Raw genomic sequence first — 21,972 nt, 5'->3', positions numbered from 1 at the left:
GGTAAAAAATAAAGCTAAGTGAGTCACTTAGGCAAATTTTTATTCGATTAAGACTTCAACAACTTCGCAATGTGCGCTTTTAGCACGTCAATCGCAATACGGTTTTTACCACCACGAGGAACGATGATGTCTGCATGTTGTTTTGAAGGCTCGATAAACTGCATGAACATTGGACGTACTGTTTCTTGATATTGCTTAAGTACCGTGTCCATTGTACGACCACGTTCTTCTACATCACGCTTAACACGGCGTAGTAGACAGATGTCTAACGGTGTATCCATAAACACGCTTGCGTGCATTAGTTTACGAAGACGCGGGTCTGTTAGAAGCAGAATACCTTCTAAAATGATCACTTTCTTAGGTGTAAGTGTAGTCGTTTCAGAGGTACGTGTGTGTTCTGTGTAGCTGTATTCAGGAACTTCTACCGCATTGCCACTCATTAGCTGCTGTAGGTGTTCACATAATAGATCATGATCCAGTGCATTTGGGTGATCGTAGTTAGTTTTAACACGCTCTTCCATACTCAAGTGGCTTTGGTCGCTGTAGTAGCAATCTTCCGTGATAACACCAATTTGATGGTCGCCTACTTTCTCGCGCAACTCATTATAAATTGTACTAGCAATCAGACTTTTTCCTGATGCTGAAGCGCCAGCGATACCTACGATGACACATTGATTATTATCAGACATTAATTTTGCACCCGATATGGTTTGGTGGTGGGAAGAGATAAACCGCCTGATTATAGGGGCTAAACAACATAGATTCTAGTCGCCATTCTAGCTAATTGCAGTCAAATTGATGTTATCTATACATTAAATGAATACAATCGTTTGCTTTCGAATAACTGGCGTACAACTATTTGCACAAACCCAACGGCTCTTTAGCCAAATACAAAAGCTATTTATCTCACCCAAACATTATTTATACGGCCTTAAGACTTATCTACTCTAATCAACCATAGAAAAGTTGATCGCTTCCGGTCTCGCTTTTCCCGTCCAGAACATTTTCGCAGCCACATTTTCAGCCAATTCTAGGTAATGACGAGTGTGTTCGCTTTCCGGGCGGCGTATAACCGTTGGGCAGCCCGCGTCGATGTCTTCTCTTACATCAATATGCAGTGGAATTTGCGCCAAAATATCGAGGAAGAACTCTTCCGACATGGCTTCTGCACCACCAGCACCGAAGATATGCTCTTTTTCGCCACAGTGACTACAAATATGGTAACTCATGTTTTCCACTAAGCCTGCAACTGGCACGCTCACTTTATCGAACATCGCCACACCTTTACGTGCATCGGCTAAAGCCAAGTCTTGAGGTGTCGTCACGACTACCGCGCCCGTTACTGGGATTTGCTGTGAAAGTGTGAGCTGAATATCACCTGTGCCCGGTGGCATGTCGATAACAAGGTAATCTAAATCAGGCCATACGGTTTCGTTAACAAGCTGACCTAAAGCCTTCGCTGCCATTGGGCCACGCCAGATTGCAGCATCATCTTTCGACACAAGATAGCCAATAGAATGAGTGAAAATGCCATGCGCCTCGATTGGCATCATCCATTTGTTGTTCTGTACTTCTGGCTTTGCATCCAGTTGACCGAGCATCATAGGCACAGATGGACCATAGATATCCGCATCCAACAAGCCCACTTTTGAACCTGACTTAGATAACGCAAGCGCAAGGTTTACCGAAGTTGTCGATTTACCCACCCCACCCTTTGCCGACGTCACGGCGATAATGTTCTTAACGCCTTTCAATGGTGTTGCGACTGTAGTTTCTAGCGCAGACGCCTTCACTTTTACTTCAAACTGAAAAGTGCTGACAAGCTGTTGTTCAATCTGGGAGTTGATCCACTGTTCCAATTCAACCGCGAGCTGATTAGCTGCAAAAGGCAAGGTAATGACAAATGACCCACGAGGATCAACCGATACAATATTTTGGTGTAGCGCCCACTCTGGGATGAGGATTGGTGACTCGAACTCATTCAACCATGAACAGAAATCTTGCTTAGAAGTAAAGTTACGCATTGGGGCTCCTTTTTTTATTTATGCTATCACCCACGAGATGAAGACTGAACCCCTAAAAAACTAAGGGAATCCTTTGTCTGATACCTTGGCGTATCACACGTTATAAAGTAGTATTACCTCTCAAAATTTATACCTATCAAAAAAGCGAATTATTAAGTATGGCAACTGATCCAAGACAACTTTTGGTAACTTGTGCGCTTCCGTACGCTAACGGCTCTATTCACCTTGGCCATATGCTTGAGCATATCCAAGCTGATATCTGGGTTCGATACCAGCGTCTACGTGGCAACACTGTAAACTTCATCTGTGCTGACGATGCTCACGGCACGCCAATTATGCTTAAAGCTCAACAGATGGGTATCACGCCAGAAGAGATGATCGCTGCTGTTAGTGAAGAGCACCAAAAAGACTTCGCTGGCTTTGATATCAGTTTTGATAACTACCACAGCACACATAGCGAAGAGAACCGTGAACTGGCTTCTCACATCTATCTAGAACTTAAAAAGAACGGCTTCATTTCTAGCCGTACTATTTCTCAGCTTTTCGATCCTGAGAAAGAGATGTTCTTACCAGACCGCTTCGTAAAAGGTACTTGCCCTAAGTGTAAGTCAGAAGACCAGTATGGTGATAACTGTGATAACTGTGGTGAGACATACAGCCCAACTGAGCTAATTAACCCTAAATCAGCGGTTTCTGGCGCAACTCCAGTAATGAAAGATTCTGAGCACTTCTTCTTCGACCTACCTCAGTTCGAAAGCATGCTTAAAGAGTGGACTCGTTCTGGCTCTCTACAGAATGAAACTGCAAACAAAATGCAGGAATGGTTCGAGTCTGGTCTGCAACAGTGGGATATCTCACGTGATGCACCTTACTTCGGCTTCGAAATCCCAGGCGAGAAAAACAAATTCTTCTACGTATGGCTAGACGCTCCTGTTGGCTACATGGCTTCTTTCAAGAACCTATGTGACAAGCGTGACGATCTAAACTTTGACGAATACTGGAAGAAAGACAGCACAACTGAGCTTTACCACTTCATCGGTAAAGACATCGTTTACTTCCACAGCCTATTCTGGCCTGCAATGCTAGAAGGCGCTGGTTTCCGTAAGCCAAACAACGTATTCGTACACGGCTACGTAACGGTGAACGGTGCGAAGATGTCTAAGTCGAAAGGCACATTCATCAAAGCAAGCACGTACTTAAATCACCTAGACCCTGAGTGTCTACGCTACTACTACGCTGCGAAACTAAACAGCCGTATCGATGACCTTGACCTTAACCTTGAAGACTTCACTCAACGTGTAAACGCTGACGTCGTAAACAAGATTGTTAACCTAGCGTCTCGTAACGCTGGCTTCATCACGAAACGTTTTGAAGGAAAACTTGCTGCTGAATTTGCAGAACCTGAGCTATACAACGAATTCGTTGCTGCTGCTGAGCGTATCGGTCAGCTATACGAAACTCGTGAGTTCAGCCGCGCTATCCGTGAAATTACTGCACTAGCAGATAAAGCTAACCAGTACATTGACGAAAAAGCACCTTGGGTTCTTGCGAAAGAAGAAGGTAAAGAGAAAGAGCTTCAAGAAGTTTCTTCTGTCGGTATTAACCTATTCCGCGTGCTAATGGCTTACCTGAAACCAGTTATGCCAGAGCTTGCGGCTCGCACTGAGGCTTTCCTAAACGAAGAACTAACGTGGGAAGCTATTGCTACACCGCTAACTGATCACGAAATCACTAAGTTCAAAGCGCTGTTTAGCCGTATTGATCCGAAGAAAGTGGAAGCAATGATCGAGTCTTCTAAAGAAGATTCAGCCGCAGAAGCAGCTGCGAAAGAAAAAGCAGAAGCTGAAAAAGAGCAAGCAAGCCAAACTGAGCTAGACAAAGAGCCAATCGCAGACGAGATTGAGTTCGATGCCTTTGCAGCAGTCGATATGCGTATTGCTCGTATTATCTCATGTGAAGAAGTACCAAAAGCGAACAAACTACTGAAGTTCCAACTGGACATCGGTGGTGAAACTCGCCAAGTATTCTCTGGCATCAAGTCAGCATACAAACCTGAAGAGCTAGAAGGCAAGCTAACCGTAATGGTTGCAAACCTAAAACCTCGCAAGATGAAGTTTGGTATGTCTGAAGGCATGATCCTAGCCGCGGGCCCTGGTGGCAGCGACCTGTGGATCCTTGAGCCACACGAAGGTGCTCAACCTGGTATGCGTGTAATGTAATTCTGGCTTCAGTCAGATAACAAGCACTCATAACGAAATCCCTAATGCACTTTTAACTTGAATGAGTTAATAAGCATTGGGGATTTTTTATATCTACCGAAAATAAGCGTTCTCTGTTAGAGTCGCCGTCAACTATGCTATGTAGAGTAGAAATTGGTTTGTCGACGATAACGGGCTAACCAACACCTCTTTACTCTCCAAACCCTTTTTAGGAATTCCCAGTGACTAACAACGAAATCTTGCGTCGTATTCAACACGCGCTAAACCTTAAAAATGCACAGATCATTAAAGCTATCGAGCAAGCTGATGTGACCGTTGCTCATGACCAAGTGATCAACTGGCTAAAAGAAGACAACGACAAGTCATGCTCTACGATGAAAGATAAAGAGTTAGCGGTATTTCTAAATGGTTTTATCAACCTTAAGCGTGGCAAAAAAGAGGGTGTTCAGCCTAAACCTGAAGTTGCTCTGACTAACAACATGATTTTCATGAAGCTGCGTATTGCGTTGAACATGAAAGCAGAAGATGTATTAGATATATTAGAAGTGGTAGGCATCAGCCTAAGTAAGTACGAGATTGGTGCTTACTTCCGTAAGCCAGAGAACAAGAACTACAAAGTATGTGAAGACCAACTACTTTGCGATTTTCTAAATGGCGTGCAATTTACTAACCGTCCAGACTCAGAAGAGTTTGCAGGGTAAGTTACTCATCATAGATAGATAAATGACTACTTATAGATAGTTGCTGGCCACTGGTAAGTTACTGCCTATTGATAAGTTTTCACCAACTATCGATAAATAAAAAGCGGCGAGATAATTTGATTATCTCGCCGCTTTTTCGTTTTCTTTACGTCGTTTACTTAATAAGTAAACCAACCTAACAGTACTTTAATGAAAAGACTTAGCTGTCGTCTTCAGTAAAGTTTGTTGGTAACGTTGTTTTCATCTCGTTCCAAATCTGTGCGCTTGCGATACCGTAGTTACGAATCACAAGTGGCAAGTTTTCACGCTCACCACTTTCACAAATAACAAACAAGTCTTTGTAGAACTCCATGGCTAAGCGACGAGCTTCTGGGTTAGAGAAGTAGTAGCTGCCAACACGGTCGTACAATTTACGAACACCGTTGAAGATCAGACCATAAATTTGGTTACCTGAATGGAATGCTAAACGTTGGAAAAGCATGTAATCGTAGAAGTTAAAAGTTTTAGCAACTAAGATTGTTTGACGCTTCGTTTCATCTTTTTCTGCGTCTTCTTTGACCGATTGTTTGATCTTATCAGCGTACGGGGAAGACTCTAGGAATTCATCCCATGTCGGTGCCGCAAGTAAAGCTTCACAGGATTCGATCACATTAGTAATCGTACGCTCAGAAGCTTCTTTATTTGCTTTAAATGCATAACGCATAAAAATAGGGCTGATATTGGTGCGTGCAGCAAGTAAGTCTTCTACCATTTTGCTTGCGTTATCAACATCCAACGTCATTAATGTATCAAGAATATGAAGACCTGACGTTTCCATAAACTGGTTAACTTTAGTTGGCTTACCGTGTTGGATTGTCAACCAACCATCACGAGCAAGACGCTGAAGTACTTCACGAAGCGTAGTACGTGTAACACCAATCAGCTCAGAAAGCTCACGCTCTGCGGGCAAGATAGAACCTGGAGCGAAACGGCCATTCCAAATACTTTCAATGATATACTTTTCTGCAAATCCTGCCGGGCTTTTAGCCTTAATGACCATCTACACTTCAATCCAATTTAATTATTCTGTTCTAATTTACTCATCATACCACTAGTTCACACCCAGCGGAAACACCCTCAAAAATTTTACTCCCCCAAAACACCAGTAGAGTTAAAACTCTAAAGTTCAGCACACGTTTGCACCCTAGGTTTGAAAAGCAAGCAACGATAAACCACCATTTCAACAAACCATTAACACAACAAATTTTCTTTAAAATCAATGAGATTGGTCATAATTTCAAAGTTATTAATTTGCAATATTAAGTTGTAATAATCATATATAAACCGTCGTTATTCTGTTAATTTCAATCATTTCGCTGAAATATTGATTCTAGTCGGTTTTTATCACATTTTAAGTGGTATGCTTGCGCTACTTTGATCGCGTTTCTCAACAAAAAAGAGGTATTTTTAGGGCTACAGGGGTTTTCCTGTTGACTAAATGTTATCTAAGAGTAGAGTTGCGCTCAAAAATTAGCAGTGCTTGAGTTTCTAAGGGAGTGACTTGGCAAGACCACAGAACATTACATGGAATGTAGTTTTTCTAAGTCACTGTTAGTTATAGTTTTTAACAACCTCTATAGCTCGATTCTCAAATGTTGTATTGCTTATCTATTCATAATCAACATAAAAGAGTATTAACATGCCGATGTCTCTCGGAAACGCTTTTATCAAGAACTTCCTTGGTAAGGCTCCTGATTGGTATAAACTTGCCATCATTTCCTTTTTAATCATCAACCCGTTTGTTTTCTTCCTAGTTGACCCATTTGTTGCGGGCTGGCTATTAGTGGTTGAGTTTATTTTCACTCTAGCTATGGCTCTAAAATGCTACCCTCTTCAACCGGGTGGTTTATTGGCAATTCAAGCGGTCGCCATTGGCATGACCAAACCCGAAATGGTTTATCATGAGCTACAAGCAAACCTTCCAGTTTTACTCTTATTAGTATTCATGGTTGCTGGCATCTATTTCATGAAAGAACTGCTTTTGTTCATTTTCACGAAGATCCTGCTTGGCATTCAATCCAAAGTCCTACTCTCTGTCGCTTTCTGTATCGCTGCTGCTTTCTTGTCAGCATTCTTAGATGCTCTAACAGTAATCGCCGTTGTTATTAGCGTTGCGGTTGGCTTCTACTCTATCTATCACAAGGTTGCATCAGGTAAGGGCACAACGTCAGCGCACGATCATACTCATGATGAAGAGATCTCTGAGCTTACACGTGACGATTTAGAAAACTACCGTGCTTTCCTACGTTCACTACTTATGCACGCTGGTGTAGGTACTGCACTCGGTGGTGTAATGACCATGGTAGGCGAACCGCAAAACTTAGTGATTGCTAAGCAAGCAGGCTGGGAATTCGGTGAATTTATCATCCGTATGTTGCCAGTAACATTGCCTGTATTCATCTGCGGCATTATCACTTGTGCACTTGTAGAGAAATTTAAAGTATTTGGCTACGGTGCAAAACTGCCAAATAACGTTCGCCAAATCTTAGTTGAATTTGACAACAAAGAACGCGCAAACCGTACAAAACAAGACGTAGCAAAACTATGGGTTCAAAGTGCAATCGCAGTTTGGCTTATCGTAGGCCTTGCGCTTCACGTCGCTGAAGTCGGTTTGATTGGCCTTTCTGTTATCATCTTAGCAACGGCGTTTACTGGTGTAATTGAAGAGCACTCAATGGGTAAAGCCTTTGAAGAAGCGCTACCATTTACTGCACTTCTTGCTGTCTTTTTCGCTGTCGTTGCTGTAATCATTGACCAGGGACTGTTTAAGCCAGTGATCGATGCAGTACTTCACGTTGAAGATAAAGGCGCACAGCTCGCACTATTCTATGTGGCCAACGGTATCTTATCGATGGTGTCAGATAACGTGTTCGTTGGTACGGTTTACATCAACGAAGTGAAAACTGCACTGGTTGAAGGCATCATCACTCGTGACCAATTTGACCTACTTGCTGTTGCTATCAACACAGGTACTAACCTACCTTCTGTTGCTACGCCAAACGGTCAAGCTGCATTCCTATTCTTATTAACATCGGCACTTGCCCCGTTAATTAGACTGTCTTACGGCCGCATGGTTATCATGGCTTTGCCATATACTATCGTACTGGCTCTTGTTGGCCTTGCTGGTATCGTGTTCTTTGTTGAGCCGATGACTGCTTGGTTCTACGATGCAGGTTGGATCATTCAGCGTACTGGTGAGGTTATCGCTCCAGTTATCTCTGGTGGTCACTAATCCGATTTTGTTTAGCAAGGCACAATAAGTGTGTCTAACTAATCAAAAATATTAGTTGATTAGGAAACTTATCCAAGATAAAAAGCTCTGAGTATTCAGAGCTTTTTTATTTTATAGACGGGATTAAATTCGTGAACTTTTTTGCAATGCTCAAAGACTTCTCTAAGGGACGTTTATCTTGGCTTTTACTGCTGGCTTTTATTGTCTTTTTTGAGGCATGCGCTCTCTTCTTTCAACACGTGATGATGCTTGGCCCTTGTGTGATGTGCATCTATGAGCGCGTTGCTATGCTTGCTATCGGTGTCGCTGCAATGATTGGTGCTATTGCTCCGAATAACCCGATATCACGTTGGTTAGGCCTTGCTGGTTGGGGATTTGGCGCCTACAAAGGTTTGACGTTGGCTTTAGAGCACGTCGATTACCAGTTTAATCCGTCTCCTTTCGCAACCTGTGATTTATTCGTTACTTTCCCTAGCTGGGCACCTTTAAACCAATGGGCTCCGTGGATGTTTGAAGCTTACGGTGACTGTAGCAAGGTGGTATGGCAGTTCTTAGAGCTTTCAATGCCTCAATGGCTAGTGATTATCTTTGCGGGTAACTTGGTTGCTTTCGGTTTTGTGGTTATATCTCAATTTGTAAAATCGAAAAACGATTAACACTAGATCATCTAAATTAGAACAACAAAAAAGTCGACCACAAGGTCGACTTTTTTATCGCTAAAGATTTTTATCACTTAAAGAAAGTCTGTTACTCAAGCTGAGTTACTCAACAAGCCGTGATTAGCTGTTTTTGCCACAGCATTGTTTAAACTTTTTGCCGCTTTCACATGGGCAAGGGTCGTTTCGACCGATATCTTTAAATGGGTTCACACTCTGTGACTTATTACCCAGCATCGCCTCATCAGCCGCCATTGCAACCTCTGAAATCATCAGATCTATTTGATCGATTAAATCGGCAAGCGCTGGTGGATTCTCAAGCCCGGCCGCAACCATTTGTTGCTGAGTTTGCTCTTCATCAATCCCAAGCATCAAGGTTGTTAGGAGTGCTTGCAGCATACGCAGAGTACCATCCGCGACTGTCACGCTTTGCCACTGCTCTTCCACGGTTGGCCAAACCATCATAAAGCCTTCAGCGAAATCCGCGAATTGCTCGTTAAAGTCACCATCAACAAGTACGTCTGTCAGTAAGTATTCACTACGCTGAATCAGGTTGTGCTGGCGATTAATCTGTTCCGTCACGATTGTTACAAGCTCTTTACCTGTTTCAGGTGCAACGATAGCTAACCATTCTTCTGGATCGAGTGGTTTGGTCGCTAAGTTGGAAGCAAGGATTGAACCTTCAATGAACTGTGGAGTAATGTCAGTGATTGATTCCGGTAGGCTTAATAATTGATATGTCATGAAAGCTCTGAATATTGGGGCATTTTCGATATTATAACGCCATACTCCCCAAGATGTCGCCAACCACTTTCCTCTGTTTTCCCGCCAATAACCATACGCAAACCATTGCTATTCAAATATCGTCGATATTTCACTTATTTCGCTTTGATAATCAGAATATTGGGTGTAAAACGCTCACTGAAACATTCAGTTACATATAGGCGTATTCATCATGAAATCAAGGTCCCAAGGTTTTACATTACTCGAGCTTATTGTGGTGGTCGTTATTTTAGGTGTATTAGCGGTAACCGCGGCGCCTCGTTTTCTTGGTGTTCAGCGAGACGCTCATGAAGCGTTAGCGCAAGGTGCGTTTTCAGCATTTAGAAACAGCATCGATATGTACCACTCGCAATGGCTTGTCGATGGTGAGCCTGCTTTTGATCAAGTGGTGAATTATGGTGAAGGCGATGTATATCCGTCGGAAACTGGTTTTCCAATTTCGGTTCTTGCTACACCACCAACAAGTCCTATCCTTGTCGGTGAACAGTGCGAAAAAATCTGGGCAGCTCTCATGAATACTGACCTTACGATTCGATCTTATACAAGTGATGTTTTCCCTTCAAACACCGATATTGTTTCATGGTACCAAGGTACATCTACCTGCTTCTATTACTACACAACTGGCTACTCTCAAGGTGAACCTCTACCAAGGTTAAACTACAACACAAACACTGGTGAAATTGAAATCACAACAGGTACACCACACTCATAGTGACAATCCTGTAAGCAAACCGTACAATCACGCCTCGAATTTTTCGGTCCACTCAGTTTCGGTAAAGCAGCATGCGAGTAATACTTGGCCCTATGGAGGGCGTACTAGACCACCTAATGCGTGAGATTCTTACAGAGATCAATGATTACGATCTCTGTGTGACAGAGTTTGTGCGCGTCGTTGATCAACTTCTTCCTCCGCATGTGTTCCACCGTATTTGCCCAGAGCTGCATCAAGGCTCTCAAACCATGGCAGGTGTGCCAATCCATCTGCAACTTCTAGGGCAACACCCGAATTGGATGGCCGAAAATGCTTTTCAAGCGGCAAACTTAGGCGCTAAAGGCATTGATCTTAATTTTGGGTGCCCAGCAAAAGCGGTAAACAAAAGTAATGGTGGGGCTTCACTGCTAAAAGAGCCAGAGCTCATCTATCAAGTGGTGAACGCCTGTCGAGAAGCAGTCCCTGCGCATATTCCCGTGTCCGCAAAAATCCGATTGGGTTGGGAGCACCCGGAAGAGTGCTTTGAAATTGTCGACGCTATCGAGCAAGCAAAAGCTGACGAACTCACTGTGCATGCAAGAACCAAAGTTGGCGGCTATAAAGCCAGTGAAATCAAATGGGATTACATCAATCAAATAAGAGAGAAAACCTCTCTGCCGTTGATTGCTAATGGGGAAATCTGGAACTACCAAGATGGTCAAGATTGCATAGAAGCCACAGGTGTTGATTCATTGATGGTCTGCCGCGGCGCTTTTAATATTCCCAATCTTGGCAACGTTGTTAAGCACAACCACCAGAAAATGCCATGGGATAAAGTAATCGCACTTTTACTGCGCTATTCCGAGTTTCAAATTAAAGGGGATAAAGGCATGTACTACCCCAATAGAGTGAAACAGTGGTTTGTTTATCTAAGTAAAGGCTACCCTGAAGCGAACGAACTGTTTAAAGAGATTCGTACTTTCAAAAAGGCACCCCCCATTGTAGAGCGCCTTCAACGTTATCAAGAAGAATACCACCAACCCGTTTGAGTTAGTTCCCCCCTATCGCGATATTGAACTTCATAGCGTGGCTAAAATACGATCTGGTCTTTACCCGTCGTCTTAGCCACGTACAGTTTTTCATCGGCGTATTTAAATATCTCTTCAAAGTTAAGCTTGTTTTGCTCTGTTTCAACAATACAAACACCGCCAGATACCGTAAATCCATTAGGTACAATGTCGGCCGAGTTCGCGCAGACCGCATTTTTTACACGTTCTAATGTCCTTATCAGCGTCTCACGATCATCGCCTTTCATATAAACGACAAACTCTTCTCCGCCAAACCGTGCTGCCACATCACTACTTCGAACACTGTTACTAATTTGACGTGACATATAACGAATCACATCATCACCTTTATCGTGACCATGAGTATCGTTAATTGACTTAAAATCGTCGATATCAAATACCGTTAAGGCAAACAGTTGATCGTGCTCTACGCTGCGCCAGAACGCTTCTAAGCCTCGTCGATTCAACAACCCGGTCATTGGGTCTTTAGCTGCTAGTTCTTTGAAGTAACCACGTTCAATATTGGAGTTAACATAAAAGAAAATCGTAACCGAGAACAGATACACGATAATAGCGACGATTAGGCTGTCTTTTTCATAAACGAAAAAGTGCTCCACTTCGTTAGCAAGATCCAACTCGTAGTACATCGCATGATGAGACGCGACCCCTTCTAGTTTAATCTCGTGATAGAACGTGGCCGTATCAATCGGGTTAGCTAAAGTCGTATCAATAATATCGATCCGACCCGCTAGGTGCTCATTAGAGCTCGCGAGTAACCTGTCAGCATCAATATCTACTGAGAGCATCCCTTGGTGCACTCCTTGATGGAACACGGGAATCGTCATACTAATAATTCGATCAAGGGAGTCAAACCGATATGCAGGGCCAGATAAAGTCAGTAGATCTGGGTTGTTAGCGGTTCTTTGCCAATATGGACGGCTTTTGATGGTCGAAAGTAATTCCTTTCCTAACTCTTTAGCAAAATCTTCCGGTGACGAAATAACGTATCCGCGTTTATCAATAAAATGCACACCATTGTGGAATTCATCAAGTTGAGAGAGAAATGAAAGAATAGGTGCTAGCGCTATTTTCTCGGAAGCACTTTTATAGGTACCGCTGGTTTCTGTACACAAAGATTCTTCACCGACCAGCATATAATCAATATCAACGGAAGGAATGTCGGTAGTTTTGCCATCGGCAAGAAGCAGGCTATCGATAGGCCAAATACGGCAAAGACCATCAACCACTTGCTTGTTGTGGTCGAGGAAAAGAGGATTACCGGATTTGTAGTAATTTGAGAAACTGTAGTCTAAGGCGGTGACAACTTTAGTGGTTCCTTTGAACACATCTTCAATACGGTTGAATTCGCTGCTGATGTCTTTTTCTACCGCGTCAAAGTGGTTCTTTCCTATTAGGCCAAGTAGCATCGCGGCGATCACTGCGGGAAACCCGAAGACAAAGGTAAGGCTAAAGTGCCTGTTTACTTTCATATAATGTGCTCTTAGCGATCAGCTGTTTTCATTTACTTCATTAATATTATTACATTAATGGACATTTTCCTCGAGGTAAAAGAGTGTAAGTTGATATGAATCAGGCCGTATCATTGAACAATCGACTCCTTTAAAAAACTACCCCTGCATTAAGCAGGGTTAGCGGATACTGTCTTAGTCAGTTTAAATTCAACGATTTACCACGTCATAAATCTTAGCTTTCATCGCTGTGACCACAAGATCAACGACACCATTAACAATTGACTCGCCCTTCACTTTACCTTGTAACTCAACCAACTCACCTTGTAATTCAATCAACTTCCCTTGTTCTTGTCCAAGCATCCACACAGGTAAAGACAACACTTTTTCATCTTGAGATAGGTTGAGCACAACCAGTGTCTTTTCACCCCTAAGGCAACGAGTAAACACTAACGTCTCTGCATCACAATATAACTCTAGGTAAGCACCACTTCGTAAGCTGCGGCGTTCTGTTCTTAGTTTTATCAACGCTTGATGGAAAGGGAACCAATGCGAAGTATCTTCTTTATCCCACGGGAAGCATCTGCGATTGTCTGGGTCTTGACCACCTTTCAAGCCCACTTCTGTCCCATAGTACAAACATGGAGTTCCAACATAGGTAAACAGTAACGTCAGCGCCAGTTTTTGCTTAGCTTGGTCACCATTTAGAAGCGTTAGCAGTCGAGCCGTATCATGACTGTCCAGTTGATTTAGCTGCGATAATTGATTCAACCAAGGAACTTTAGCTCTCGCTTCAGCTAACCAATCAGAAAAAGCCAACATATCAATATCAATCGGCTCGTACGCGATGTCTTGCTTTGCCAATAGCGCACGAACTGGGTGAGCAAATCCATAATAGTTCATCGACCCGTCTTCTTGCTCTCCCTGTAACCATGATGTGGCCTCGAAGAAGTGCTCTCCCAAGATGTAGGTTTCGGGGTTCTCTGCTTTTGCTGAGTCACGGAATGCTTTCACATAATGTGCGTTGTTATAGGCTCCCTCCCCTTCACCTAACATATGAATCACATCGAAGCGCCAGCCATCGATGTTATAAGGTGCTTTTAACCAGTGCTTAATCACAGAGTCTTGTGACTGGTATATATGTTCTCGCACGGAAACATTGGAGAAGTTTAAGACTGGAAGTGAGCTAATATTTTTCCAACTAACATATTGCTGAGTGTTTTCAGGGTCGAAAAAATAATAGTCATGAAATGCCGAACCTGGGTTGTCATATGCACCGGAGTCAGTGGCTTTCAGTTTATCAAACCAAGGGTGCTCAACCGAAGTGTGATTAAATACCGCATCCAGAACGATTCTCATATCACGCGTGTGAATGTCTTTTGAAAGTGCAGAGAACTCATCATTGGTCCCGAAATGGGTGTCGACATTGTAGTAATCGGTTGTGTCGTATTTATGGTTGCTCGGCGACTGAAAAATGGGGTTGAGATACAACGCGGTGATGCCTAGATCTTGCAGGTAATCTAACTTGCTATGAATACCCGCTAGGTCACCACCAAAGAACTCTGCTGCGCCCGTTCCATTGTGTCCTTCGACAGGCTCGCCCCATTCTTTCACTACAACATCTAAGGTACCTTCTTTTAAGCGATACTCTCCCGCTTTGACACTGATGCTCGGATTTCCGTTGCAAAATCGTTCAGGGAAGATTTGATAAAATACCTGCTCTGACACCCATGATGGTGGGCGATGTTGGGTATTAAACTTAAAGTGAAACTCACGACTCGCAACGCGGCTATGGACGCCCCTAGCATCAAGCCAATACTGTCCTTTTGAATCGACAAGCTTGAACGCATAGTGAGTAACGTTTCTGTCTGTATTCGCAGGGAAAGAGGCTTGCCACAGCGTCAACCGTCCTTCAGTACCAACTTGCACCATGTCGAGTAGATACTCTTCGTTATCTGGCTCATGCCTCAACTGAACCTTATTCCAGTCAGTGCGTTCAGACACTAATGTTACGGTTAGCACACCCTCATTTTCGTGGAAGTAATCGGAGGTTTGAGCATGAAAGATAAAAGGTTTCATAGCGGTTCTCGAGCAATATTTAATTTGCTTAAGATATGAAAAATTTCTTTGACCACAACGAGAAAAATAACATCAGTCAAAGTAGATCACGCTTTGTAGATCCACTTTGTTTACAGTAAGTCGATTTCTCTCAAAATGATCAAATGAATCGACCATTTTTCAAGAGGAGATCCAATTTTCAATTACTCCATCAACGGTTAACTATCGCACGATCAATCACAGATTGAGGCAATGTGACACCAAGCTCACGAGCAGCATCCAAATTCACAACCAGTTGCGAACTCTGTGCAGTTTTAACACTCAGCTTACCCGGTTTTTGTCCGTTCAGAATAGCAGCCACATAATCGGCGGTTTGCACCCCAACGTCATAGTAATCTAGACCTAAGCCAGCTATCGCCCCCTTACCCACGTAAGACGTCGCTCCGGCAACCACTGGCGTTCCAGCCCTGTTCGCAGCTTCTATAAGCCCTTCTATACCACTTGCAACAGTGTTATCTGTCAGTGCGTAAATAACATCAGACTTCTTGGCAATGGATTCGGTTTTTGATTCTACATCATCGATGGTTAGCGCTTTTTCAGTGTGCAGAGTAAAACCAAAGTCTCGTGCCGACTTCTTTAAGAGCCCAACTAACGCGACGGCATTTGCTTCTGCCGGATTATAAACAACCCCAATTGAGCTTGCCTGAGGAAGGAGCTCTTTAATCAGAGATACGTGCTGGGAAATAGGTGATAAGTCAGAAAGGCCCGTGACATTTCGTCCCGGTTTATCCAATTGTTTAACAAGCCTTGCACCGATAGGGTCCGTAACCGCGGTAAATACAATCGGTATTGAGCGAGTCGCAGAAACCAAAGCTTGCGAAGTCGGTGTCGCGATGCCAACTAAGACATGAGGGTTTTCGCTGACTAGTTCTCTGGCAATTTTTGCTGCCTGAGCGGGGTTACCATCAGCCATTTCATAGGAGAATTCTAAATTTTTACCCGCTTCATAGCCTTTAACTCTTAACCCTTCGATGAGTCCTAAGCGTGTCGCATTCAAATCTGGATGGTCGACAACTTGTGAAACCGACACTTTGGCGACGTTCGCCACTACATTGCCAGTCCATAGCAACAGCAAACAGCTTAAAACCGCTGCCAATACCTTTCTTACAGAACTCATTATCGCTCCCCAAATCAAGCTCTACTCGTTATTACTCGATCGAAGAGAACAACATCAAAAATCACTATTGACATTATTACCAGTAACTATTGATAACTTGAAGTGATATTTAACAAAAATACAACAAGGTTCGAATTATGTGGGGATAAGCGGGTTTGTTTGATTTAAAAGGTAAGAAACTCAATGAATACAAAATAAGCACGGCAAATAAAGGCAAAGCCAAATGAATAAAGACTAAATGAATAAAGGGCAAGTGAAGCGATTAGAAGAGAGGAGCAAATCTGAGAACGAGCTATCGATGATGTATGGCTGTTCTCAGACTAGATAGAGAGATAAGACGACCTGCTAGAACCAACGTTCCATTGATGATTTGTCTAGCTGACGAAATGCGCGATTCAAAATGATCGCCAACTCTTTGTAACGAGGGCGTGGTTTCATTGGTTCCAATGCAAAACCTGTTTCGCTGATCTTCTCGTGCAACTCTCGATACCAAGAAACCAATGCTGGCGGTAATTGAGTGTTCGAACGGTTACCTAACCACCACATGCCTTGAAGTGGCAAGCTGATCGCAAACAACGCCATAACCACAGCTTGCGGCATCGCATGATAATTGTTGAAGACCATTTGTGTAAGAATACTAATAGCAGCTATCGCTGGCATCACTTTCACACCAAAACGAGTGGCTTTAATGATGCGCTGTTCAGGGAAGATAGCGTTTAACTCTTTTCGAACAGGCCAGAGATCCATGTACTTTTGGCCATCTTTTAAACTGCTCGCTAAACCAACTCTATTACTCATATGAGTCTCCCATTAAAAAAAAGTTGAAATTATCAACTAAAAACACAAAAATTTGACGAAAAATAATATTCTTTCAAATTTTTTTGTTATATTTGCACAATATCGCTATTATTTGCAGACCTCAATCTCATTGTTGCCCTTATTTACAATTTAAGCAACTTTGGGACGACTTCTGCAAGGAATGCAAAAGCCTCTTTTTCTGAAAAAGTGCGCTTTCACTTTAATACGGAAATTAACGTTTTTTTGACCAAGGTTAGTACGCAAGCCTATGCGCTTCGACTATTCTTGAGATTAATTTTCATCCTTAACTGATTTCGATCAGAAAAATAAACAGGTAGTCATTAATGTCTAAGCTAGTTTTAGTTTTAAACTGTGGTAGTTCTTCTCTTAAATTTGCTGTTGTTGATGCAGAAACAGGTGCTGAGCACCTAACTGGTCTTGCTGAGTGTCTTGGTCTTCCAGAAGCTCGTATGAAGTGGAAACTTGACGGCAAGCATGAAGCACAACTAGGCGCGGGCGCAGCTCACGTAGAAGCACTATCTTTCATGGTAGAAACTATTCTTGCTTCTAAGCCTGAGCTTAAAGCTAACCTTGGCGCTATCGGTCACCGTATCGTACACGGTGGCGAGCAGTTCACTTCTTCTGCACTTATCACTGATGAAGTTCTTAAGGGTATTCAAGACGCTGCGACTTTCGCACCTCTTCATAACCCAGCTCACCTTATCGGTATCGAAGCGGCTCAACAGAACTTCCCTGGCCTACAAAACGTTGCTGTATTTGACACTGCGTTCCACCAAACAATGCCTTCTGAGTCTTACCTATACGCTCTACCGTACAACCTGTACAAAGAGCACGGCATCCGTCGTTACGGCATGCACGGTACTTCTCACCTGTTCATTACTCGTGAAGTTGCTGGTTTACTAAACAAGCCAGTTGAAGAAGTTAACATCATCAACTGTCACCTAGGTAACGGCGCATCGGTATGTGCAATCAAGAACGGTCAATCTGTAGATACTTCTATGGGTCTTACTCCTCTTGAAGGTCTTGTAATGGGTACTCGTTGTGGTGACCTAGATCCTGCGATCATCTTCCACCTACACGACGCTCTTGGTTACTCTGTTGAAGAAATCAACAACATGCTAACTAAAGAGTCTGGTCTTGCTGGTCTAACTGAAGTGACTTCTGACTGTCGTTTCGTTGAAGACAACTACGGTGAAAAAGAAGAAGCAACTCGTGCAATGGATGTGTTCTGTCACCGTCTAGCTAAGTACGTTGCTGGTTACACTGCAACTCTAGAAGGTCGTCTAGACGCAATCACTTTCACTGGCGGCATCGGCGAGAACTCTGGCCCAATCCGTGAAATGGTTCTTAACCGCCTAGGCATCTTCGGCATCGAAGTTGACAGCGAAGCTAACCTTAAAGCACGTTTCGGCGGCGAAGGTACTATCACTACAGCTAACAGCCGTATCCCTGCAATGGTTATCTCTACTAATGAAGAGCTAGTAATTGCTGAAGACACTGCGAAACTAGCAGGTCTTTAATTGATTTCCCTGACTAGCTTCACTCGAAGCTAGTCAGTTTTTCATATCAAGAAAATGGGGCTCAACTTCTATTCCTACCCCAATTTAAATATCGGTGGGAATAGCAGTTGAGCTTTTTTATTTCCAATAGTCAAAGGTGTTCGTCAATGTCCCGTACTATTATGCTTATCCCTACAAGCGCTGGTGTTGGTCTTACTAGTGTTAGCATGGGTGTTCTTCGCGCTATGGAGCGTAAGGGCGTAAGTGTTTCTTTCTACAAGCCAATCGCTCAACCTCGCAGCGGTGGTAACCAACCTGATTTAACGTCTACTATCATCAGCGCAAACAGCGACATTAAGATTGGTGAGCCAATCGCAATGACTAAAGCTGAAGCTTTGATCGGTAGCGAAAAAATGGACGAGCTTCTAGAGTCTGTTGTTGAGCAATACAACAAGATCAACAAAGACGCAGAAGTAACGCTTATCGAAGGTCTAGTACCTACTCGTAAGCACCCATTTGCTAACCAAGTGAACGCGGAAATCGCTAAAACACTAGGCGCAGAGATCGTATTCGTTGCGACTCCGGGTACATACAACCCTATTCAGCTTAAAGAGCACATCGAAGTAGCATGTTCTAACTTCGGCGGCACTAAAAACAAGAACATCTCAGGCGTTATTATTAACAAACTGAATGCACCTGTTGATGAAGCTGGCCGTACTCGCCCTGACCTTTCTGAAATCTTCGATGATGCAGATAGCGCTCAACAAGCGAACCTTGAAGTAATGCAAATCTTCAACTCTAGCCCTATCCGTGTTCTTGGCTGTGTGCCATGGAGCATCGACCTAATCGCTACTCGTGCGGTTGATATGGCTAAGCACCTTAACGCTGAAATCGTTAACGAAGGTGAAATCTCAACTCGTCGTATTAAGAGCATCACTTTCTGTGCACGTTCTCTACCGCACATGATTGAGCACTTCAAACCTGGTTCACTGCTAGTAACTTCTGCAGACCGTCCTGACGTTATCGTTGCTGCGGCTCTTGCTGCGAAAAACGGTGTTGAGATTGGCGCAATCCTACTGACTGGCGGTTACGACATTCCAGAAAGCATTGCTAACCTTTGTGCTCCAGCATTCGCTTCAGGTCTACCGATCTTCAAGGCTCAAGGTAACACTTGGCAGACGTCTCTAAACCTACAGAGCTTCAACCTAGAAGTTCCTGCAGACGATAAAGAGCGTATCGAGTTCGTTAACGATCACGTTGCTAGCCACATCGATGGCCCTTGGATTGATTCTCTATCTGAAGGTACTCAAGGTATTCGTCGTCTAAGCCCACCAGCATTCCGTTACCAGTTAACTGAATTTGCTCGTAAAGCGGCTAAGCGCATCGTTCTTCCTGAAGGTGATGAGCCACGTACCGTTAAAGCAGCATCTATCTGTGCTGAGCGCGGCATCGCAACTTGTGTACTTCTTGGTAACCCTGAAGAAATTCGTCGCGTTGCTGCACAGCAAGGTGTTGAGCTAGGCGCTGGCGTTGAGATCATCGATTCTGCATCCGTTCGCGAAAACTACGTAGCTCGCCTAGTAGAACTTCGTGGCGCTAAAGGTATGACTGAAGTTGTAGCTCGTGAGAAGCTAGAAGATTCAGTATTCCTAGGCACTATGATGCTTGAAGCGGGTGAAGTTGACGGCCTAGTTTCTGGTGCTGTTCACACAACGGCGAACACAATCGTTCCTCCGTTCCAGATCATCAAGACAGCACCTGATGCTTCTATCGTATCTTCAATCTTCTTCATGCTTCTGCCTGATCAAGTTCTTGTATACGGTGACTGTGCGATCAACCCAGATCCAACAGCTGAACAGCTTGCTGAAATCGCTATCCAATCTGCAGATTCTGCTGCGGCATTCGGTATCGACCCACGCGTTGCTATGATCTCTTACTCTACTGGTGAATCTGGTAAAGGTGCAGACGTAGATAAAGTACGTGAAGCAACCAAGCTTGCTCAAGCGAAACGCCCTGATCTAGTGATCGACGGTCCTCTTCAGTACGACGCAGCAATAATGGAAAACGTAGCCGCTTCTAAAGCGCCTAACTCTCCAGTTGCAGGTAAAGCGACAGTATTCGTATTCCCAGACCTAAACACTGGTAACACGACTTACAAAGCTGTACAGCGTTCAGCAGACCTAGTGTCTATCGGTCCAATGCTTCAAGGTATGCGCAAGCCAGTAAATGACTTGTCTCGTGGCGCTCTAGTAGACGATATCGTTTACACAGTAGCTCTAACGGCTATCCAAGCAGACCAAGCAGCTCAAGCTGAAGAAAAAGTAATTAACTAATTTTTCTTTTGTAGAAAGCAAAAACCCTAGATTCTTATCTAGGGTTTTTTTATGTCTACCGTTTAAGGTTATTTGATGCTCTTAAGATGAATCTAGCCTCGCCCATGGGTTGATTCTAAATCTAGCGCAGGTCCTTTCGGCACAACTTGGGTTGGGTTGATACCTGTGTGGCTGTAATAGTAGTGACGTTTGATGTGATAGAAATCGGTCGTCTCTTTAATGCCTTCGATCTGGTAGAGCTCTTTTAAGTAGCCCTGAATGTGGACGTAGTCTGAAATTCGCTGCTTGTTACACTTAAAGTGGCCAACATACACCGCATCGAATCTAACCAGAGTGGTAAACAATCTCCAATCTGCTTCTGTGATGTCATTACCCGCTAGATAACGATGTTCACTAAGATGTGCATCTACTTTGTCTAACGCCTCAAATAACGCGTCATACGCTTCTTCATAAGCTTCTTGAGTGGTTGCAAAGCCAGTACGATAAACACCGTTATTGATGCTTGGATAGATGTAGTCATTCCACTCATCAATCTTCTTCGACAATTCCCACGGATAGTAGTCATCCGTATTGCCTGTTAACTCATTAAATTCTGAGTTGAACATGCGGATAATTTCAGAGGACTCGTTACTCACGATGGTGTTGGTTTTCTTATCCCAAAGCACTGGAACTGTTACTCGGCCTGAGTAGTCAGGTTTGGCTTGAGTATAGATTTGGTGCATACGAGTATGACCAAACAGAGGTTCAGGTAAACCCATTTGCCAACCTTCGCTCATCATATCGGGGCAAACCACTGTCACGTCAATATGATCGGTTAAATCTTTCAGCTCTCGGAAGATAAGAGTTCGGTGCGCCCAAGGACAAGCTAACGATACGTATAGATGGTAACGACCACTTTCTGGTTCAAACTGCGCGCCGGCTTTGTTTTCGATCCAACTACGAAAGCCCGCATCTTCACGAACGAACTTACCACCGCTTTCTTTGGTGTCGTACCACACATCGTGCCAAACACCTTCAACTAACTTGCCCATATCCAAACCTCTGTCATCCAAACTTTTCTCTAGTATAAGAAAAACCTAATTTTTCAAAACTAGAAGAAGTTGGCTTAGTTGTTCGAATTATTTGAAGAAGGTTATTCATGAGAAATTTGGGGCACAAAAAAAGCGCAACTCATAAAAAAGTTGCGCTTAAGCCTGTCACAGGCT

17 protein-coding genes are annotated in these 21,972 nt (G+C 43.5%); 8 read left to right on the top strand and 9 right to left on the bottom strand.

The annotated features are described in order from the left end of the window. Nucleotides 1-47: 47 nt before the first annotated feature. Together udk and apbC are read right to left on the bottom strand one after the other, a co-directional pair. Nucleotides 48-689 (bottom strand): uridine kinase, encoded by a 642-nt coding sequence (gene udk, locus L3V35_RS13865; protein ID WP_004734002.1) that lies wholly within the window; start codon nucleotides 687-689, stop codon nucleotides 48-50. Nucleotides 690-947: 258 nt separating this feature from the next. Beyond that, on the bottom strand, nucleotides 948-2,024 hold the full coding sequence (gene apbC, locus L3V35_RS13860) for an iron-sulfur cluster carrier protein ApbC (protein ID WP_237300085.1): 1,077 nt from the start codon (nucleotides 2,022-2,024) through the stop codon (nucleotides 948-950). Nucleotides 2,025-2,182: 158 nt separating this feature from the next. Between apbC and metG the strand changes: the two genes are divergently transcribed. Beyond that, a complete protein-coding gene (gene metG, locus L3V35_RS13855; RefSeq protein WP_237300083.1) occupies nucleotides 2,183-4,243 on the top strand; it encodes a methionine--tRNA ligase in 2,061 nt (686 codons plus the stop codon). A 221-nt stretch (nucleotides 4,244-4,464) separates the two neighbouring features. Then, the gene (locus tag L3V35_RS13850; protein WP_017084024.1) at nucleotides 4,465-4,944 is read left to right on the top strand and encodes a DUF1456 family protein; all 480 of its coding nucleotides are present in this window, start codon (nucleotides 4,465-4,467) and stop codon (nucleotides 4,942-4,944) included. Between the two features lie 199 nt (nucleotides 4,945-5,143). Here the strand turns inward: L3V35_RS13850 and fadR are convergent, their stop codons facing one another. Then, entirely contained in the window at nucleotides 5,144-5,983 is an 840-nt protein-coding gene (fadR, locus tag L3V35_RS13845; RefSeq protein WP_017084025.1) for a fatty acid metabolism transcriptional regulator FadR, read from the bottom strand. Between the two features lie 639 nt (nucleotides 5,984-6,622). On the opposite strand from fadR, the gene nhaB reads away from it, so the two are divergent. Beyond that, entirely contained in the window at nucleotides 6,623-8,215 is a 1,593-nt protein-coding gene (nhaB, locus tag L3V35_RS13840) for a Na(+)/H(+) antiporter NhaB (RefSeq protein ID WP_017088574.1), read from the top strand. A gap of 131 nt (nucleotides 8,216-8,346) precedes the next feature. Then, the gene (gene dsbB, locus L3V35_RS13835; protein WP_004734009.1) at nucleotides 8,347-8,871 is read left to right on the top strand and encodes a disulfide bond formation protein DsbB; all 525 of its coding nucleotides are present in this window, start codon (nucleotides 8,347-8,349) and stop codon (nucleotides 8,869-8,871) included. 123 nt (nucleotides 8,872-8,994) lie between these two features. Here dsbB and L3V35_RS13830 read toward each other — a convergent pair whose 3' ends face one another. Then, the gene (locus L3V35_RS13830) at nucleotides 8,995-9,615 is read right to left on the bottom strand and encodes a YecA family protein (RefSeq protein ID WP_017091557.1); all 621 of its coding nucleotides are present in this window, start codon (nucleotides 9,613-9,615) and stop codon (nucleotides 8,995-8,997) included. Between the two features lie 211 nt (nucleotides 9,616-9,826). On the opposite strand from L3V35_RS13830, the gene L3V35_RS13825 reads away from it, so the two are divergent. Together L3V35_RS13825 and dusC are read left to right on the top strand one after the other, a co-directional pair. Then, a complete protein-coding gene (locus L3V35_RS13825) occupies nucleotides 9,827-10,366 on the top strand; it encodes a prepilin-type N-terminal cleavage/methylation domain-containing protein (RefSeq protein ID WP_065605504.1) in 540 nt (179 codons plus the stop codon). 71 nt (nucleotides 10,367-10,437) lie between these two features. Further along, on the top strand, nucleotides 10,438-11,394 hold the full coding sequence (gene dusC / locus L3V35_RS13820) for a tRNA dihydrouridine(16) synthase DusC (protein ID WP_017084026.1): 957 nt from the start codon (nucleotides 10,438-10,440) through the stop codon (nucleotides 11,392-11,394). Between the two features lie 41 nt (nucleotides 11,395-11,435). On the opposite strand, the gene L3V35_RS13815 is transcribed toward dusC, so the two are convergent. From L3V35_RS13815 to yfbV, 4 genes are all read right to left on the bottom strand, one after another. Further along, the gene (locus L3V35_RS13815) at nucleotides 11,436-12,902 is read right to left on the bottom strand and encodes a GGDEF domain-containing protein (protein WP_102451379.1); all 1,467 of its coding nucleotides are present in this window, start codon (nucleotides 12,900-12,902) and stop codon (nucleotides 11,436-11,438) included. Between the two features lie 189 nt (nucleotides 12,903-13,091). Beyond that, nucleotides 13,092-14,960, bottom strand: a complete 1,869-nt coding sequence (gene malZ / locus L3V35_RS13810; protein ID WP_237300074.1) for a maltodextrin glucosidase — start codon at nucleotides 14,958-14,960, stop codon at nucleotides 13,092-13,094. 190 nt (nucleotides 14,961-15,150) lie between these two features. Beyond that, the gene (locus tag L3V35_RS13805) at nucleotides 15,151-16,116 is read right to left on the bottom strand and encodes an ABC transporter substrate-binding protein (RefSeq protein WP_237300072.1); all 966 of its coding nucleotides are present in this window, start codon (nucleotides 16,114-16,116) and stop codon (nucleotides 15,151-15,153) included. A gap of 345 nt (nucleotides 16,117-16,461) precedes the next feature. Continuing rightward, nucleotides 16,462-16,914: a terminus macrodomain insulation protein YfbV gene (gene yfbV, locus L3V35_RS13800; protein WP_017084030.1), complete on the bottom strand. Its 453-nt coding sequence runs from the start codon at nucleotides 16,912-16,914 to the stop codon at nucleotides 16,462-16,464. Between the two features lie 344 nt (nucleotides 16,915-17,258). On the opposite strand from yfbV, the gene L3V35_RS13795 reads away from it, so the two are divergent. Next, nucleotides 17,259-18,455, top strand: a complete 1,197-nt coding sequence (locus tag L3V35_RS13795) for an acetate kinase (protein ID WP_004734016.1) — start codon at nucleotides 17,259-17,261, stop codon at nucleotides 18,453-18,455. 146 nt (nucleotides 18,456-18,601) lie between these two features. Further along, entirely contained in the window at nucleotides 18,602-20,767 is a 2,166-nt protein-coding gene (gene pta, locus L3V35_RS13790) for a phosphate acetyltransferase (protein ID WP_102278180.1), read from the top strand. A gap of 92 nt (nucleotides 20,768-20,859) precedes the next feature. Here the strand turns inward: pta and L3V35_RS13785 are convergent, their stop codons facing one another. Further along, nucleotides 20,860-21,798 carry a glutathione S-transferase family protein gene (locus L3V35_RS13785; RefSeq protein ID WP_054547244.1) on the bottom strand — a complete coding sequence of 313 codons (939 nt, stop codon included), beginning with the start codon at nucleotides 21,796-21,798 and terminating at the stop codon, nucleotides 20,860-20,862. Nucleotides 21,799-21,972 lie beyond the last annotated feature (174 nt).

Origin of the sequence: Vibrio sp. L5-1, assembly GCF_021728315.1 — a bacterium.
Taxonomy (GTDB): domain Bacteria; phylum Pseudomonadota; class Gammaproteobacteria; order Enterobacterales; family Vibrionaceae; genus Vibrio; species Vibrio splendidus_K.
The sequence above is the reverse complement of the archived record's forward strand: the minus strand, read 5'-3'. Positions and strand labels throughout refer to the sequence as shown.